The 18,206-nt window shown below is 39.7% G+C and carries 14 protein-coding genes; 11 read left to right on the top strand and 3 right to left on the bottom strand.

Annotated features, from left to right (window positions below; all coding sequences use genetic code 11):
• Positions 1-106 precede the first annotated feature (106 nt).
• Together B7E04_RS01980 and B7E04_RS01975 are read left to right on the top strand one after the other, a co-directional pair.
• Complete coding sequence (locus B7E04_RS01980) at positions 107-1,123, top strand: sensor histidine kinase (protein ID WP_080777083.1); 1,017 nt, start codon at positions 107-109, stop codon at positions 1,121-1,123.
• Positions 1,110-1,793: a LytR/AlgR family response regulator transcription factor gene (locus B7E04_RS01975; protein WP_080777081.1), complete on the top strand. Its 684-nt coding sequence runs from the start codon at positions 1,110-1,112 to the stop codon at positions 1,791-1,793. Before B7E04_RS01980 ends, B7E04_RS01975 begins: the two co-directional genes overlap by 14 nt.
• 51 nt (positions 1,794-1,844) lie before the next feature.
• On the opposite strand, the gene B7E04_RS01970 is transcribed toward B7E04_RS01975, so the two are convergent.
• The gene (locus B7E04_RS01970) at positions 1,845-4,112 is read right to left on the bottom strand and encodes an aconitate hydratase (protein ID WP_080777079.1); all 2,268 of its coding nucleotides are present in this window, start codon (positions 4,110-4,112) and stop codon (positions 1,845-1,847) included.
• Positions 4,113-4,435: 323 nt separating this feature from the next.
• The gene (locus B7E04_RS01965) at positions 4,436-7,216 is read right to left on the bottom strand and encodes a bifunctional aconitate hydratase 2/2-methylisocitrate dehydratase (RefSeq protein WP_080777077.1); all 2,781 of its coding nucleotides are present in this window, start codon (positions 7,214-7,216) and stop codon (positions 4,436-4,438) included.
• 369 nt (positions 7,217-7,585) lie between these two features.
• Between B7E04_RS01965 and B7E04_RS01960 the strand changes: the two genes are divergently transcribed.
• From B7E04_RS01960 to B7E04_RS01920, 9 genes are all read left to right on the top strand, one after another.
• Positions 7,586-8,290 (top strand): WG repeat-containing protein, encoded by a 705-nt coding sequence (locus B7E04_RS01960; RefSeq protein WP_228439787.1) that lies wholly within the window; start codon positions 7,586-7,588, stop codon positions 8,288-8,290.
• 383 nt (positions 8,291-8,673) lie between these two features.
• Complete coding sequence (locus tag B7E04_RS01955) at positions 8,674-10,812, top strand: TonB-dependent receptor (RefSeq protein WP_080777073.1); 2,139 nt, start codon at positions 8,674-8,676, stop codon at positions 10,810-10,812.
• 200 nt (positions 10,813-11,012) lie between these two features.
• Positions 11,013-11,747, top strand: coding sequence for a hypothetical protein (locus tag B7E04_RS01950; protein ID WP_080777071.1), 735 nt, complete (start codon positions 11,013-11,015; stop codon positions 11,745-11,747).
• Positions 11,748-11,756: 9 nt separating this feature from the next.
• A complete protein-coding gene (locus B7E04_RS01945) occupies positions 11,757-12,308 on the top strand; it encodes an acyl-CoA thioesterase (RefSeq protein WP_080777069.1) in 552 nt (183 codons plus the stop codon).
• Between the two features lie 113 nt (positions 12,309-12,421).
• Positions 12,422-12,817: a GxxExxY protein gene (locus B7E04_RS01940; protein ID WP_228439785.1), complete on the top strand. Its 396-nt coding sequence runs from the start codon at positions 12,422-12,424 to the stop codon at positions 12,815-12,817.
• Positions 12,818-12,871: 54 nt separating this feature from the next.
• Positions 12,872-13,801 carry a 2-hydroxyacid dehydrogenase gene (locus tag B7E04_RS01935; RefSeq protein ID WP_080777067.1) on the top strand — a complete coding sequence of 310 codons (930 nt, stop codon included), beginning with the start codon at positions 12,872-12,874 and terminating at the stop codon, positions 13,799-13,801.
• Positions 13,802-14,040: 239 nt separating this feature from the next.
• The gene (locus tag B7E04_RS01930; RefSeq protein WP_080777065.1) at positions 14,041-15,303 is read left to right on the top strand and encodes a serine hydrolase domain-containing protein; all 1,263 of its coding nucleotides are present in this window, start codon (positions 14,041-14,043) and stop codon (positions 15,301-15,303) included.
• 23 nt (positions 15,304-15,326) lie between these two features.
• The gene (locus tag B7E04_RS01925) at positions 15,327-17,087 is read left to right on the top strand and encodes an Ig-like domain-containing domain (RefSeq protein WP_080777063.1); all 1,761 of its coding nucleotides are present in this window, start codon (positions 15,327-15,329) and stop codon (positions 17,085-17,087) included.
• A gap of 5 nt (positions 17,088-17,092) precedes the next feature.
• Positions 17,093-17,551 carry a heme-binding domain-containing protein gene (locus B7E04_RS01920; protein ID WP_080777061.1) on the top strand — a complete coding sequence of 153 codons (459 nt, stop codon included), beginning with the start codon at positions 17,093-17,095 and terminating at the stop codon, positions 17,549-17,551.
• A 108-nt stretch (positions 17,552-17,659) separates the two neighbouring features.
• On the opposite strand, the gene B7E04_RS01915 is transcribed toward B7E04_RS01920, so the two are convergent.
• The gene (locus B7E04_RS01915) at positions 17,660-18,172 is read right to left on the bottom strand and encodes an NUDIX hydrolase (RefSeq protein ID WP_080777059.1); all 513 of its coding nucleotides are present in this window, start codon (positions 18,170-18,172) and stop codon (positions 17,660-17,662) included.
• Positions 18,173-18,206 lie beyond the last annotated feature (34 nt).

Below are 18,206 nucleotides of genomic sequence, written 5' to 3'. Positions count from 1 at the left end.
TAGATTTTGCCCTGAATTATTCCGGTCAAAAATATTTCATCGGGAAAAAACCGGGTTTTGTCGGAAATGTTTATGAATCTTTATGCAGGGAGCCTTACATTTGGATATGAAGCAAAAACAAATTCTTCTCCTGCATATTTTCTACTGGCTGCTGATTGTTTTCAATGGGATCATTGGCATATTGGTCTATGATACCAGAACGTTCGATATCCTGAGCATCACCATATTTCTGTCTAATTTCCTGGGCTTTTATACGAATTACTTTTTCGTGGTCCCGAGATTTTTTGATCCAAAAAGGTTCTATATGATGATTATCGGTTTTTTTGTGGGAGTATTCGTTTTTGTTTTTTTTCGCTACTCCCTAGAAGAACTATTGCTGCCGGCACTTACGGGTTACAGGAATTATAAGGAGGGAACTACTTTCCTGTATTATTTTTATGACAATATTTATTATTCAAGTTTAACGGTTTTCGTGAGTACCAATCTGTGGTTTTTTCAGTATTATTTTAAAATTGAAGCAGAGCGCACAAAACTGATCGAAGAAAGAAAACACGCTCAGCTTCAGGCTTTGAAAACTCAGATCAACCCGCACTTTATTTTTAATTCTTTAAATAATATCTACTCCCTGGTCTATCAAAACTCGGATCAATCGCTTCCTGCTATTGAAAAGCTGAGTGAGCTGCTGAGGTACAGTACGAAAGACCTTGAAAAAGATGTTATCAGCCTGGATAAAGAAATTGGCTATATTGAAAGCTTAATCGGGCTTGAAAAACTCAGAATCAAGAATTCTGAAATGTTGGTCTTCGAAAAAAATATCACCAATCCGAAGCTTGGAATTTCCCCGATGCTGTTGGTTCCGTTTGTGGAAAATGCTTTTAAACACGGAGATTTCAGGGATAAAGGTTTTGTTCTTAAGGTTTCAGATGAACATAATGTGCTTCATTTTTATCTTCAGAATTTTAAAAATCAGCGAATGAAAGATACAGCCTCCGGTATCGGGATTGAAAATGTAAAAAAACGTCTGGAAATTTTATATCCTAAAAGGCATCAACTGAATATAAAAGACCTGGAATCTGAATTTATTGTAGATTTGAGAATAACTTTCCCCCATGAAAACGATTAAATGCATCATTGTTGATGATGAACCCCTGGCAATTTCACTATTAGAAAATTATGTCCGGAAGATTCCCTTTCTGGAGCTTGTTTTTTCTGCGGAAAATCCTATTACAGCATTGGAGTACATTCAAAATAATGAAGCAGACCTCATTTTTCTGGATATTCAGATGCCTGAACTTACGGGGATCAATTTTATGAAGATCGTGGGAGAAAAGAAAAGGTATATCCTGACGACAGCCTATTCCGAATACGCTTTGGAAGGCTATGAGCACAATATTATTGATTATCTTCTGAAGCCGGTTTCATTTGAACGGTTTTATAAAAGTGCCGAGAAAGCCCGTGAACGTTTTCCAATGAATGAAAATAAAGAAGATACCTATTTTTTTGTAAAATCCTCCGGACAGCAGCATCGGATTAATTTTGCTGATATCCTGTATATTGAAAGCATCAAGGATTATGTCAATATCAGAACTTCTAACGAGGAATACATTGTACTGGACACATTAAAATCCCTCGAAAACCAGTTGTCAGAAAGATTTGTCAGGGTCCATAAATCATTTATTGTCAACCTCGATAAAACAAAAAATATAGGCGTAAAAAGAATGGTGCTGATTTCAGACCAGGTAATTCCTGTTGGTGAAAGCTACAGGAGCAATCTTTTAGCCCGGATAAAATAAAAATCGGCTCCTTCGGAGCCGATTTTCTTATGATTAATTAATCTCTAACAATTAATTCTGTTGTTTTTTAATCAGATTAAGCGCTGAACCGGCTTTAAACCAGTCAATCTGCTGCTCATTATAAGTATGGTTAGCCATAATGATGTCTTTAGTTCCATCCGCATGAACGAATTCCAAAGTCAGTTGTTTTCCCGGAGCAAACTGGTCAAGGTCTAAGAAATTAACCGTATCATCTTCCTGGATTTTATCGTAATCAGCTTCATTAGCGAAAGTGATTCCCAACATCCCCTGTTTTTTAAGGTTGGTTTCGTGGATTCTTGCAAATGATTTTACCAATACGGCTTTTACGCCAAGATGTCTCGGCTCCATAGCGGCATGCTCTCTGGAAGAACCTTCACCATAGTTCTGGTCTCCTACCACGATCGTCGGAATTCCAGCAGCTTTGTAGGCTCTCTGTACAGCCGGAACTTCGCCATACTCTCCAGTAATTTCATTTTTAACATGGTTAGTTTCCATATTATAAGCATTGACGGCTCCAATCAGCATATTGTTTGAAATATTGTCGAGGTGGCCTCTGTATTTCAGCCATGGTCCAGCCATAGAAATATGGTCAGTCGTACATTTTCCGAAAGCTTTGATCAATACTTTGGCGCCTTCAATATTTTTACCGTCCCATGCAGGGAATTCTTCCAACAATTGAAGCCTGTCTGATGTAGGACTAACATTTACAACCACTGAAGACCCATCTTCAGAAGGTGCCTGGTATCCGTTATCATCTACGGCAAAACCTTTTGCAGGAAGCTCGGAACCTTTTGGCTCATCAAGTTTTACCTGTTCGCCGTTTTCAGCGGTTAACGTATCCGTAATCGGGTTAAAATCCAGTCTTCCCGAGATCGCAACTGCAGCTACCATTTCTGGGGAAGCTACGAATGCGTGGGTATTTGGGTTACCGTCAGCTCTTTTTGCAAAGTTCCTGTTGAAAGAGTGGATGATAGAGTTTTTCTCTCCTTTTTCAGCGCCTTCTCTGTCCCATTGTCCGATACATGGCCCACAGGCATTGGTAAATATTCTTGCGTTTTCGAATTTTCTGAAGGAATTTAAGAATCCGTCTCTTTCTGCTGTGAATTTCACCTGCTCAGAACCGGGGTTGATCCCTAAGATCGCTTTTGGTTTTACTCCTTTTGCTACCGCATCTTCCACAATAGAAGCTGCTCTTGATAAATCTTCATAAGAAGAGTTTGTACATGAACCTATAAGTGCCCATTCTACTTCCAGCGGCCATCCGTTAGCTTCAGCTTTAGCTCTGAATTCTGCTACCGGCGTTGCTAAGTCAGGAGTGAAAGGTCCGTTTAAGTGAGGAGTCAGTTCAGAAAGGTTAATTTCAATTAACTGATCAAAATATTGTTCCGGGTTGGCATATACTTCAGCATCACCCGTAAGATGTTCTGCAATTTTATCCGCTGCATCTACCACATCCTGTCTTCCTGTAGCGGCAAGGTATCTCCGCATAGAATCATCATATCCGAAGGTAGAAGTTGTAGCTCCGATCTCAGCACCCATATTACAGATGGTTCCTTTTCCGGTTGCTGAAAGGGATTCAGCCCCTTCTCCGAAATATTCCACGATACAGCCTGTTCCTCCTTTTACGGTAAGGATACCGGCTACTTTCAGGATAACGTCTTTGGCTGAAGTCCATCCATTCATTCTGCCGGTTAGTTTTACCCCGATAAGTTTTGGCATTTTAAGCTCCCACGGCATTCCGGCCATAACGTCTACCGCATCTGCACCACCTACACCAATGGCTACCATTCCCAGTCCTCCCGCATTTACCGTGTGAGAGTCGGTTCCAATCATCATACCTCCGGGGAATGCATAATTTTCTAATACTACCTGGTGGATAATTCCGGCTCCAGGTTTCCAGAAACCAATTCCGTATTTATCACAAACGGAGCTCAGGAAGTTGAATACCTCGGAATTTTTGTTGATACCTTCCTGTAAATCTGCTTCAGCACCTATTCTTGCCTGGATCAGGTGATCCGCATGGGCAGTGGATGGTACAGCTACTTTAGCTTTTCCCGCCTGCATAAACTGTAAAAGTGCCATCTGTGCTGTGGCGTCCTGCATGGCTACCCTGTCCGGGGCAAAATCTACGTAGGAGTTTCCTCGTTCATGTGCCTGTGTAGCGTTTCCCTCCCAAAGGTGAGTGTAAAGGATTTTTTCTGAAAGTGTAAGCGGTTTTCCCACGATTTGTCTTGCAGCTGCAATCCTTTCCGGGTAACGCTCGTACACTTTTCTGATCATATCAATATCAAAAGTCATATCTTAATTTTTCTTTTTTTAATGCACTTTTCCATTATTAATTTAAGTCTTAAAAATGGGAATATCTTTTGTCACTACAATTCATCAAATTCTGTTCCTTCCATCTATAAAAAAGGATAATTCTGATCAATGGTAAAAATATTTTATGTCTATCAAGTTAAGAAAAAAATGGAATTTATTTTCTCAGTTTTATTTAAAATAATTCTTAACAGGTCTTAAATGGAAAGGTTCTAAACAAAAAATGAAAGATTCCACATCCTGCAGGACTGGAATCTTTCAATGATATTATTTTTAAAAAGTCTGGGACTTATCGTCAAATTCTGTTAATGGCCTACCTGAACCAACTCCTTAATAGGTGGAGCAAATTTAGTAAGGTCAATGCCTTCAACGGCAGCTTTGTACTCATCAATGTTAGGAATTCTTCCGATAATAGCAGAAAGAACAACAACCGGAGTGGAAGCCAGTAAAGATTCTCCTTTTTTACGTTCGGAATCTTCTACCACTCTTCCCTGGAAAAGACGGGTTGAGGTGGCCAGTACCGTATCTCCCTTAGCTGCCTTTTCCTGGTTACCCATACAAAGGTTACAGCCAGGGCGCTCCAGGTACATTACGTTTTTGTATTCTGTACGTGCTTCGCCTTTAGGAGCATTATCATCAAATTCAAAACCGGAATATTTTTCCAGTAATTCCCAGTCTCCTTCTGCCTTTAATTCGTCAATGATATTATAGGTAGGTGCTGCTACCACCAATGGAGCATTAAATTCAACTTTACCATTTTGCTTTTCAAGGTTTCTAAGCATTTGAGAAACAATTTTCAAATCTCCTTTGTGAACCATACATGATCCTACGAAACCAAGGTCTACTTTTTTCTCCCCTCCATAGTAAGAAAGATCTCTGATGGTATCGTGGGTATATCTTTTGGAAACATCTTCGTTGTTTACATCCGGGTCAGCAATCATCGGTTCAACGATTATGTCAAGGTCAACAACTACTTCCGCATAATATTTTGCGTTTGAATCCGGAGTTAAAGCCGGTTTGTCTCCAGATCTGATCTCAGCGATTCTCTTATCAGCCTTATTGATTAATCCCTGAAGAACATGATTGTGATTGTCCATTCCTTTGTCAATCATAATCTGGATTCTGCCTTTTGCAATCTCCAGTGACTCAATCAGAGTATTGTCTTCTGAAATATTGATGGAAGCTTTTGCCTTCATTTCAGCAGTCCAGTCTGTAAATGTAAAGGCCTGGTCGGCAGGAAGCGTTCCGATGTGAACCTCAATGATTCTTCCCTGGAATACGTTTTCTCCTCCAAACTGCTTCAGCATCTGGGCCTGTGTAGCATGAACCACATCACGGAAGTCCATGTGTTCTTTCATATCTCCTTTGAACGTCACCTTTACAGATTCCGGAATTGGCATAGATGCTTCTCCGGTAGCCAAGGCAAGGGCAACGGTTCCAGAGTCGGCTCCGAAAGCAACCCCTTTGGACATTCTTGTGTGAGAGTCACCACCAATAATGATGGCCCACTCATCTACAGTGATATCGTTTAGAACTTTGTGAATTACGTCTGTCATGGCGTGGTATTCCCCTTTCGGGTCACGGGCCGTGATCAGACCGAACTCGTTCATGAATTTCATTAGTTTCGGAATGTTAGCCTGAGCTTTTTTATCCCAGACAGAAGCGGTGTGGCAACCGGACTGATAAGCCCCGTCAACAATCGGAGAAATTACGGTTGCTGCCATGGATTCAAGTTCCTGAGAGGTCATCAGACCTGTGGTGTCCTGAGAACCAACAATGTTAACCTGTACACGAACGTCAGATCCGGCATGTAACACTTTTCCTGGTGTAATACCCACTGCATTTCTGTTGAATATTTTTTCTACTGCCGTAAGACCTTGTCCTTCGTGAGAAATTTCTTTTGAAGGAGCAAAAACCACAGGAGCCTCAATTCCTAAAAGCTGAGCCGCAAAAGTCTGTAGTTTTTTACCGAACACGATGGCATACGAACCGCCGGCTTTGATGAATTCAACTTTCTGAGGCGTGAAGGCCTTGGAAATATCGATTAATTCCTGGTCGCCGTTATATAATTTTTTGGTTTTTGTATTGATCGTAAGAACAGTTCCGGTGGCTACAGAGTAGGCCTCTTCAAGAACAATATCTCCATTTTCGTTGCGAACCGGGTTTCCGTTTTCATCAAGTTTTTTAACCCAGTTTTTAAGGTCGATACCGATTCCTCCGGTAACGTCTACCGTGGTAAGGAAGATCGGAGATATACCGTTTGTCCCTCCAACGATAGGAGCGATGTTAACAAATGGAATGTACGGGCTTGCCTGTTTTCCAGTCCAAAGCGCCACGTTATTTACTCCTGACATTCTGGAAGAACCTACCCCCATTGTTCCTTTTTCAGCAATCAGCATCACACTTTTATCAGGGTGCTGTGCCTGAAGAGCTCTGATCTCTTCCTGTGCCTCAGGCGTAATCATACATTTTCCGTGAAGTTCACGGTCTGATCTGGAGTGGGCCTGATTACCCGGAGACAATAAATCGGTTGAAATATCTCCTTCACCTGCGATGAAGGTTACCACTCTGATTTCTTCGGCAACATCCGGAAGTTTAGTGAAAAACTCAGCTTTTGCGTAGCTTTCAATGATATCTTTAGCAATTTCATTACCGTTGTTGAATGCTTCTTTCAGACGGTTAGTGTCTGCTTCATAAAGGAAAACCTGAGTCTTAAGAACGTTTGCAGCGTCCTTGGCAATAGAAATGTCATTCCCTAAAGCCAGATCCAGCAATACTTCGATGGAAGGACCTCCTTTCATGTGAGACAATAATTCAAAGGCGTATGCCGGTGATATTTCTTCTACTTTGGATTCACCTAGAATGATCTCTTTTAAAAACTTAGCTTTTACACCTGCAGCACTTGTAGTACCCGGCAGGGTGTTGTAGATGAAAAATTTAAGAGAATCCGGTCGGTCTTCATTTCCAGAATCTTTAATCTGTGCAATAATTTCGCTTAACAATTCAGCACTATCAATTGGCTTTGGATGAAGCCCCTGGATTTTTCTTTCCTCAATCTCTTTGATGTAATCCTTATAAATACTCATAATAATAGAAATCTTTCAATATTAAAACGCAGATCAATACATGCTTTGTTAATACTGCCTCTCTGCCTATATACCGTACAATGGGAGCCATTTGATAGGCAGTGGGACCGGAGTAAGTCAGTGTAATAATCTACGGCCTTTTTGTCAATGTGAGATAATATTCTTTAATTATCAATTCATTAAAAAGGTTCCCAAAAGTACGAAATTTTAGTATTTTATAAAGGTGAAATTATTTAGATTCTTTATAAATATGAATTTGATAATTTCTATATTTGGCCGTAATTTTGCAGGCAAATGATGATTATGAAAAATATCCTTAATTTTTTGTGCGTTTTTATTTCGATTTTCATTTTTTCACAGGCTAAATCTGTGAAAAAAATTCAGGTGAAAAATGGAACTAAAAGTGTTGCAAAGAAGGTGTCTAAGGCCACTAAACCTAATCCGGATCTCGTGATCATCAACGAAGATCTTCCGGTCCTGATTCCCAAAAAGGAAAACGGGAATTTCGGATATGTTAATCAGAGAGGGAAATTTATCATCAAGCCGGAATATCATATTGCGGTATTTTTTTATGAAGACTGCAACCTGCTGAATTCCCCGAATGAAAAAGTAAGGAAATTCGGAACCAAAGAATATGCTACCGTAGAAAAAGATATGATTTCTTACCGAGTGGATAAAACCGGGAAAAGAGTATACCAGTTTAAAGATGCCGACCTCGGAAAATGCAAATTCGGAGATTATAAGCAGCAGCTGTATCAGGCGTATGTGCTGAATGGCTTTTACGGAATCATTGAAAAAGCAAAATTTGAAAATGCTGCAGATTACAGACAATACCAGATTTACCCGCAGTATCAGTATCTGTACATCATGGAAGGTGATGATACGGCAGACCCGATGATTGTGGCCTCTCACAATGATAAATTCGGAGTCATTGATGTGAATAATAAAGTGATTGTCCCTTTTGAATATTCCAATATCAAAAGAAATTTCAGCTGGAAACTGGGAAAAATGTTTGAAGTCACAAAAGACGGAACGAACTATTATTATATTGATGCGAGGAATAAGACGTATTGATGAGGGTAGGCTGAAAGCGGTAAGCTTTGGGCTTTATGCTTTATATTTTTTACTTTGAGAGCTCTCGCAGATTTGGCAGATAAGGCTGATTTATTAACAGAGTAAACCGGCAACCAAAAATATACGCCCAAATTTAGCAACCCGGAACCAGATTCGTATCTCGTAATTTTTTTGTAATTTCGCGGCTGAAATAAAGGGGTGCTTTAACAGGCTGAGATTATACCCAATGAACCTGGAACAGATAATGCTGTTTAGGGAATTTAAAAATGTACCAGTAGATCAGTGTAACAATATAACAATTCTTATTGCTAGACTGTTAAATTAAACAATTGTTACATTATTAATCTGCCCCTTTTATTCATTAAATTTTAAAGATTTATAGAATGAAAGGATTATTTTTTTTAGGGCTTACTGTAGGCTCTGCAGCCTTTATCCAGGCGCAAAATAAGGATTCCCTTAAGATCAGGGAAATAGAAACGGTCAGTTTTACTAAGCGGCTTCCTGTTGCTAAAGAAATCATCAACGTTCAGAAAGATGTAGACAGCAGAAATCTGGGTCAGGATCTTCCGATTCTTTTGAAAAATCAAACTTCTATTATCTCTACTTCTGATGCCGGAAACGGGGTTGGATATACCGGGTTTAGAATCCGTGGGGTGGCCGGAAGAGGAATCAATGTCATGATGAACGGCGTTCCCTACAATGATTCTGAAAGCCAGGGGACATTCTTTGTGAATGTTCCGGATCTTACAAGTTCGGCCTCCCAGATTGTGATCCAAAGGGGAGTTGGAACTTCCAACAACGGGGTTTCCGCTTTTGGAGCGAGTATCAATGTGATCTCAAAAGAACCGGATGAGAAAATGTATTTTAAGACGGATGACAGCTACGGTTCATTCAATACCTATAAATATTCAGCGGAAGCGGGCTCAGGGAAATTCTGGAAAAACAGGCTTTCTGTGATGGGAAGGTATACCCGTATCCATTCAGACGGATATATAGACAGGGCTTCTTCCAATCTGCATTCCTATAACTTCACCGCATTATTTGAAGAAGGTAAGACAAGGCTTCGTCTGATGGCGTTCGGAGGAAAAGAAAAAACTTATCAGGCGTGGAACGGAATTGACAGGCCAACGTGGGAAACCAATCCGAAATTCAACTATTCAGGACAGTATACGGATCTGTTTACGGGAGAAGAAAAGTTTTATGATAATGAAACGGACAATTACAGACAGAACCATTACCAGCTTTTGTGGGAGCAGAAATTCAATGATAACTGGAATCTGGAAACAACACTTCATTATACCAAAGGAAGAGGATATTACGAAAACTACACCAGGGTGGATGAGACTGATGTGGAGGCTATCCATTATTCCAATTATAATTTACCTGTCCCTATCGTTAACGGTGCTCCGGTAGAAATCTCAGATTTTATAAGAAAAAAATGGCTGGATAATGATTTTTACGGGGCTGTTTCCACACTTTACGGAAAGCTTGAGAATGTAGATCTTAATTTTGGGGTGGTTGCAAACCAATACTATGGCAGACACTTCGGAAATGTTACGGGAGTTTATTTTCCGCAGATCAATGAATTTGAATACTACAGGAACCGTTCAGTAAAAACAGAGTTAGCCGGTTTTGCGAAGGCTTTATGGAGAATGGGAGATCATTTTGAGTTCTTCGGGGATCTTCAGCTCAGAAATATTGACTATGATACCAAAATCCTGACTGCCGGAGATGGAGAAGGTGGAAATCTGGATAAAAACTGGCTTTTCTTTAATCCGAAAGCCGGAGTGAATTACAAAATAGGAAACGGGAAGGTTTTCCTGTCGTATGCCCATGCCCAGCGTGAACCGAACAGGGATGACCTGATGAGTGATAATGAAGTGAAAGCCGAAAAGCTTCACGATTTTGAAGCAGGAATTGAAAAGCAGTTTGGGATTTTATCCGTTACGGCTAATCTATATTATATGTACTATGTTAATCAGCTCGTATTAAACGGAGAGTTGAATAATGTAGGTGCGTTTATCAGAACGAATTCAGGGAAGAGCTACAGAAGAGGAGTTGAGATTGGTGCATTGGCCAAGCTTTCCAAACAATGGGAAGTGAACGGAAATGTCAGCCTCAGCCAGAACAGAAACCTCGATTTTAATATTAAGAGTAAAGGAATGCTTCAGAATCTTGGCGATACCGATATTTCATTTTCTCCTAATATCATTGCCAATCTTGGATTAAAGTTCAACCCTTCCAAAAGCTTCCAGTTCGCTTTAATGAATCAATACGTTGGAAAACAGTATCTGGATAATACGGGAGATAAAAATCTTGAACTTAAAGATTATTTCCTGACAGATTTTAATGCCCAGTACCAATTTACCATTGCCCGTAATGATATTGCGCTGAAATTACTGGTGAATAATCTGTTCAATAAAAAGTATGTTAACAACGGAGCGGTTTACAGTGGAGATCCTTATTATTTTGCACAGGCAGGAACCAATTTCATGTTTGGGATCAGCTGGAAGATTCAATAATGTTAATATGGCAAAAAGGCAAAACGGCAAAATCGCAAATTAGCCCTTTAGCCTTTTCGCTATTTTGCCTTTTCGCCAAAAATTAAATGAAACTATTCCCGTTTTAATACGGAATCATCAAAAGACTGTTTCGGCAGTCTTTTTTTATATCCGATAAATGTCTTCAAAAAGTCACGAAAAAATTATAAATTTGCTGCCAAATGAATATTTCAGCTTACATTTTAGAATATCTGAAACAATTTGGAACTGTGGAAGTTCCGGGATTCGGTGTATTTTCTCTTAAAAACTCCAAGGCAATTATCAATTCTGAGAACGGAAGCATCCTTCCTCCTGCAAGCGAGATTGTTTTTGCGGTAGATTATGAGATGCAGTCGGAAGAACTGGCCGCTTTTATAGCCGGAGAAAAACAAATGTCTCTGGATGCCTCAAAAAGTGATCTGAAAATCCAGACGGATTTTTGGAAGAAAAAACTTCAGGCAGATCAGTTTCTGGACATTCAGAATCTTGGGACTATCAGTATAGAAAACGATCAAACCCGTTTCAAAGGGAAAAGAATAGGATCAGGACATCCGGATTTTTATGGTCTGGAAGAAATCAGAATTTCGGATATCAATAACGGAGAAAAAATAAGCATTGCAGAGAACAGGGAAAAAGATTACAAATTCAAAAAATCCATTCTCTGGATCTTCCTGCTTGTAATTCCGGTGCTGGGAATTCTGTATCTGGCATTTACCCAGCAAGAACTGCTATTCGGGAAAAAATCCTTTGACAAAGTTTCTGTTCAGACATCAACCCACAGAATCGTAAAAGATACAGCAAAGCCAAATATCCCAAATCCGAAAGCAGTCGTTTCAGATTCTTTGAAAAAGGATTCATTATCAAAACCGGCTGTGAAAGCCGTAAAGCCGGCCCCGGCAGCCTCAAAACAACACTAAGACTTAATAATGGCAAAAATAAAAAAAGCGTCAGAATCCCTGACTATCATGACGAATATTGTTCTTCCGAACGAAACCAATTCTTTAAGAAACCTTTTCGGAGGTGAGCTTCTGGCAAAAATGGACCGTTGCGCGTCTATTTCTGCAGCCAGACATTGTGAAAGAAGAGTAGTAACAGCTTCTGTAAATCACGTTTCTTTTAACCATCCAATTCCTGAAGGTGGTGTTGTGGTTCTGGAATCTAAAGTTTCAAGAGCATTCTCCACTTCCATGGAAGTGTATGTGGACGTTTGGTTGGATGACCCAATCAATCAGAAGAAAATTCATACCAACGAAGGGATTTACACTTTTGTAGCGGTAGATGAATTCAACCGTCCTATTCCAATCCCGGAAATGATCCCGGAAACAGAAGAAGAAAAACTGAGACATGCTGCAGCATTCAGAAGAAAAGAACTTTCCCTGATCCTTTCCGGAAGAATGAAACCCCTGGAATCTGTAGAGCTTAAAAAATTATTCCAGGAGCCGGAAGAAACAAAGGAATCAAAGAAGGATAAGAAATAAATTAAGTTCTTTGGTGTGCTAAGCGTTAGCGCCCCTGCGAAATACTTAAACACAAATATCACAAATAATGGCACAAATTTTCACAAATGATTTGTACCGTGTAAATGAAAAAAATGATAAGTTCAGATATTTCGGAAAATGATATATCAAGGATTGTCTACGAAGCAGGATATCTTGTTCATAAAACTTTAGGTCCCGGGCTTCTGGAGAGTGCTTATGAAGAATGCTTGTTCTATGAACTGAATAAGCATAATCTTTTTGTAGAAAAGCAAAAGCCAATGCCTTTGATTTATGATGAAATAAAACTGAATGTGGGGTATAGGCTGGATTTTTTAATTGAAAATAAATTTATTTTGGAAATTAAATCTGTTGAATCTTTAAATGATATACATTTGGCTCAGATTCTGACCTATCTCCGTTTAAGCAATTGTAAGCTTGGAATGCTGATCAATTTTAATACACTTCAGTTTAAGAATGGAGTAAAAAGAGTTATTAATGGTACTTTATGACCCTTTAATTGGTGTCATTTGTGAAAAATAATTAGTGCAATTTGTGTTTAAGCTATGAAGATTCTCCTTTTAGATAAAAACCATCCTCTGATCACAGAACAGCTTTTAGCTAAAAACTTTGTCCTGGAAGAGGATTTTACCTCGTCCTACGATGAGGTCTGCCATAAAATTGAAAATTATGAGGGAATCATCATCAGAAGCAGGATTCCCCTGGATAAAAATTTCCTTGAAAAAGGGAAAAACCTGAAATTTATCGCCAGAGTAGGAGCAGGCATGGAAAATATTGATATTCCTGCTGCTGAGCGATTGGGGATTCAACTGATCAATTCTCCGGAAGGCAACAGGGATTCTGTAGCAGAACATGTTGTAGGCATGTTGCTGATTCTTATGAATCGTCTTTTCATTGCTTCCCAGGAAGTGAAAAATGGAATCTGGCTTCGTGAAGAAAACAGAGGCGATGAATTGCTTGGAAAAACCGTGGGACTTATCGGGTACGGAAATATGGGAAAAGCCACCGCCAAAAGATTTTCAGGCTTTGGCTGCAAAGTGATCTTTCATGATATCCTTCCCGGACTTTCCGATGAGTTTGCCTCACAGGTAAGTTTGGAAGAGTTAAAAGCATCTGCTGATATTATAAGTCTTCATATTCCGCTAACCTCTGAAACCCATTATCTTGTAGATGAAAAATTTATTTCAGAGATGAAAAAAGATTTCTATTTCGTCAATACGGCAAGAGGAAAAAATGTGGAAACTAAATATTTAGTTCAGGCTTTAAGGGCTGGAAAAGTAAAAGGCGTGTGTCTTGATGTGCTCGAATATGAAAAATCATCTTTCGAAAATCTGGAAACAGAAAATGAAGACCTTCAATACCTTCTCGACTCCGAAAAAGCAATTGTAACTCCACACATCGCCGGCTGGACCCATCAAAGTAAGGAAAAACTGGCACAGGTGATTGTTGATAAGATAGTAGCTTCGTATTGCTAAGCGAAGAAAGCCGAGGAGGCAAAACGGCGAAACTGCAAAAGGGCAAAATCGCTGATTTGCAAATTTGCTTATTAGCTTTCTTTGCCATATTCGCTTCCTTCGCCCTTTCGCCATTTTGCAGTTTAGCCATTTTGCCCTTTCACCTCCCACCACTCTTATGTTAAATAATTCATAATATACCCCGCAGATTGAGAATTTATTTTGAGTTTTATTAAATTGCTGCTCATTTTTTGATACTCATGACGACGCGTAACTTTGTACTTATTGTAAGTGTTTTTTTATCCCTTATTTCCTGTAAAAAAGAGGCTGATTCCAAAAAGGCTTCAGCTGAAAATACAACCAACCTTCCGAACTATGGAAACGTAGACCTGGACGGTGTTTTTACCAAGGCCGACAGCGAGCTTGGTGATAAAGGAATACTGACAGGGTACATAGATCAGTATTATAAAAAGATCTGGGAAGGCGGAGACCTGAGTGGCGGAATACTCGTAGCAAAAGGAGACGAAATCCTGTACGAAAACTACAGAGGCTTTGGGCGGGAAGGAAACCAAATGCCTATTGATAAAAATACACCGTTGCATGTAGCTTCGGTTTCAAAGACGCTGACCGCTATGGCTATGCTGAAACTGGTGGAAGCCGGAAAAATTAAGCTTTCCGATCCTCTTACTCAATATTTTCCTGGTTTTCCTTACCCGAATGTTACCGTACAAACCCTTCTGGATCAGCGAAGCGGACTTCCGAAATACGAATACTTTATTACCAAGATACAACCGGCTCCGGCTGAACTTTCAAAACCTTTTATCACCAATCAGGATGTCCTGAATATGATCATCAAATATAAACCGGACCTCGCGAGAGATACGGACACCGGCTTTATGTACTGTAATACGAATTTTGCGATGCTGGCCTTGCTGATTGAGAAAATCACCAAAACACCTTTTCCTCAGGCTATGAAAGAAATGGTGTTTCAGCCTCTGAAAATGGAGCACAGCTATATTTTCGAGGAGAAAGATATTCCTACCGCGGCACAGTCTTTTTATTACGGAGGAAACAGGCTTTATCCTCTGGACAGGCTTGATCTGATTTACGGGGATAAAAATGTATATACAACGCCGAGAGACCTTTACAACTTCTCGAAAGCCATGTTCTCGAAAGATTTCCTGAAGCCGGATCTGATGCAGATGGTCTTCACCCCATATAGCAACGAAAAGGCAGGAATGAACAATTATGGCCTTGGTTTCAGGATGAAGATCTTTGATAATGGAGAGAAGCTTACCTATCACAACGGATGGTGGCATGGAACAAACTCTGTATTTGCCCATCTTCTGAAGTCAAAAGTAACCATTGTAGCCATAGGAAATAAATATTCCGGAAAGGTGTACACAGCGCTTGCATTATCCGGATTGTTCGAAGATTTTCCTGCCCAGAAAGATAAACTGCACAGTGTAATGAATGACAATAAAGATACTTTGAATGCCGGACATGAAGTTTTTGGAGAATAATGTTTAATTTTGCTTAAACATCTATGAAAAGACTTCTTCTATTATTCGTGATCTGTTTTCTTGTACATTCGTGTGCGAGGGTAGGAGCTCCTGTCGGGGGACCTAAAGATACCATAGCACCTAAGTTTTTAAGTTCAAATATTGATACCACAAGGGTCAATGTGAAAAGGGATATTGGTGAGCTCAGGCTTGATTTTGATGAATATGTCACACTAAAGGATATCAATAAAAACCTGATCATTTCTCCCCCTATCAAAAATATAAAGCGGATTCTTCCTTCCAATATTGCCAATAAATATGTGATCATTCAGTGGGAAGATACCCTTCAGGCGAATACCACGTATAATTTCAATTTTGGAAATTCTATTGCAGATAATAATGAGACCAATATCCTCCGCTATTTCAACTTTGCTTTTTCCACCGGGGAGAAGCTGGATGATCTTTACATCAGTGGTGAGATATCAGACGCATCGGCTATTAAAAAGAAAGAAGGTGAGAATAAGCTGGTGGTAGGGCTTTATCAGGTGAAAGATACCATCAATTATAAACAAAAACCTTACTATATCACAAAAGTGGATGAGGACGGCTATTATGAGCTGAATTACCTGACTCCCGGAAAATATAAGATTATTGCTTTTGAAGATGAAAACGGCAATTCTGTATATGAGCCCGGTAAAGAAAAAATAGGATTCCAGAAAGAGCCAATCGATTTTGAAAAATCTGTTTCAGGATTGAATTTAAAAGTATATCCTTCTAAAAAACCTCTGAAATATGGAGAAATGAAGGAAAGTCCCGGAGGGATCGTCATGACGTTTGAAGGAAACCCGGAAAGCGTTAAAGTGGCTTCTGTTAATGACAAACTTCAGGATATCAAAGTAACCCATAAGCCGAAGTCTGACACAGTAAGAATCTGGTTTGATCCGGTAAAAAGTGATGTAGGACAGACTGTTACCGAGAACCTTAAGTTCAGCTATGATACCGGCAGCAAACAGGATACCGTGTCTGTATTCTACAAGTATAACAAGAAAAATGCAATGGATCTTGAAAATGATAACGGCGGTCCGGCGCTGGCCCCGAATTCAGATTTTAAGATCAGATCAGGATATATCATTGATAAACTCAATCCTGAAAAATTGACGCTGAAAAGTGACAGTTTAACCACGCAGGAATTTACTGCAAAAATTTCGGAGACCGATCCGTATCAGATCATCATTCAGTCAGATTTTGTAGCAGGCAAAAAATATCAGCTTACGGTTCCGAAAGAAACGGTATCGTCTTATTACGCTAAAAATTTCCAGTCGAAACGTTTCGATTTTGAAGTGGAAAAAGTAGATCAGTTCGGAAGTCTGGCATTTAATATTCAGAATGCACCGGAAGCCAGCTATTGGATCCAGCTTCTGGATGGTTCGGATAAAGTGGTCTATTCAAGATACACCAAAGGAAATGCGGTGAAATTCGACATCCTTAAACCTGCAGAATATGTAGTAAGAATTCTGGTAGACAATAACGGAAATAAATTCTGGGACGTCGCTGATTTTGAAACGGAAACCTATGCCGAAGATTCCTATGTCTTTTACAAAAAAGCAATTGTAAGGGCTTTATGGGAGACCAAAGAAGACTGGGACCTGAAAGATACCCGAACACTTGATAATCCTAAAGGAACGGCTCCAAAGCCTGAAGTACCGGCTCCTGCAGAAGAAACTCCGAAAACAACTGTTCAGGAGGATGTAAAAAAAGAGCTCAAGTCAGATTCCGGGAAAGCAGTACTGACGCCGGTAAGATAAAAACTATGAAGACGGTAAAAAAAGTGGTATTCTGGACGCTGGTGGCTTTTGCGCTGATCCAGTTTATTCCGGTTGACAGAGTGAATAAACCTGTGGATAAAGCAGTCAACTTCATCGATGTTAAAAAGACACCGGAAAAGATCAGCGGACTTATAAAAGGAGCCTGCTACGACTGCCATTCCAATGAGACCGTTTATCCTCAGTATGCTTATTTTGCACCCATTTCCTGGTCTGTAAAAAGCCACATCAACGAAGGACGGGAACATCTCAATTTTTCTGTCTGGGGAACTTACAATAAGGAACTTAAAGAAAATATGCTGAAGAAGTCCATTCAGACCATTCAAAGCAAAACCATGCCGATGCCCGGCTATATTGTTTACCACAAAGATGCTAATTTATCTGAAGCAGAAAGAACTCTGCTGGTGCATTATTTCGAAGAAATGCTGAAATCAGGAACGTACTAAATTCTTCTTTCCGTTATAAAAAACTCTCGCAGATTTTGCAGATCAAACAGATTGTGAATACAATTATCTGCTGTTCTGCAAAATCCACGGGAGTATAGGGTACAAAAATTATTTCTTTATATAGTCCTCAAAAAATCTTTTCTGAGAATCAAAAGCAATATCATCCAGCTTTAATTCATTCAAAGGAATCCAGACTGCCTCTGATATTTCAGAAAGCTCAAGATTCACCTCAAATTTTTCCTGAACACGATACTCATAAAAAAGATCGATGGTGTTGTAATCAATCTCTTTATACTGATAGATGTTCGGAAGGCTGGTCACATACTTTAAATTTGAAATATCCACATCAAGCTGAAGTTCTTCAAAAAGCTCTCTTTTGCAGGTTTCTTCAGCGGTTTCCTTTGGGTCTACAAAACCTCCTGCCAGATCCAGTTTTCCTTTTTTAGGATCCCGGTTTCTTCGGGTAAGATAAATTTCATCACCATATCGGATCACGACAGCTACAGCGCCTGCTACATTGTTATAGAGCGTAAATCCGCACTCAGGGCAGCTCCATTTCTTTTCATTATCCCAGTGAAGGGTTTCTTTGCCGCAGCTTGGGCAGTATTTCAATAATTTCATGTGTCTACAATTAGTTTCTTAGAGACCAGATAGA

Source organism: Chryseobacterium phocaeense, assembly GCF_900169075.1.
In the GTDB taxonomy this organism is placed as follows: domain Bacteria; phylum Bacteroidota; class Bacteroidia; order Flavobacteriales; family Weeksellaceae; genus Chryseobacterium; species Chryseobacterium phocaeense.
Note: the sequence above shows the minus strand (reverse complement) of the source record. Positions and strands in the feature narration are given on the sequence as shown.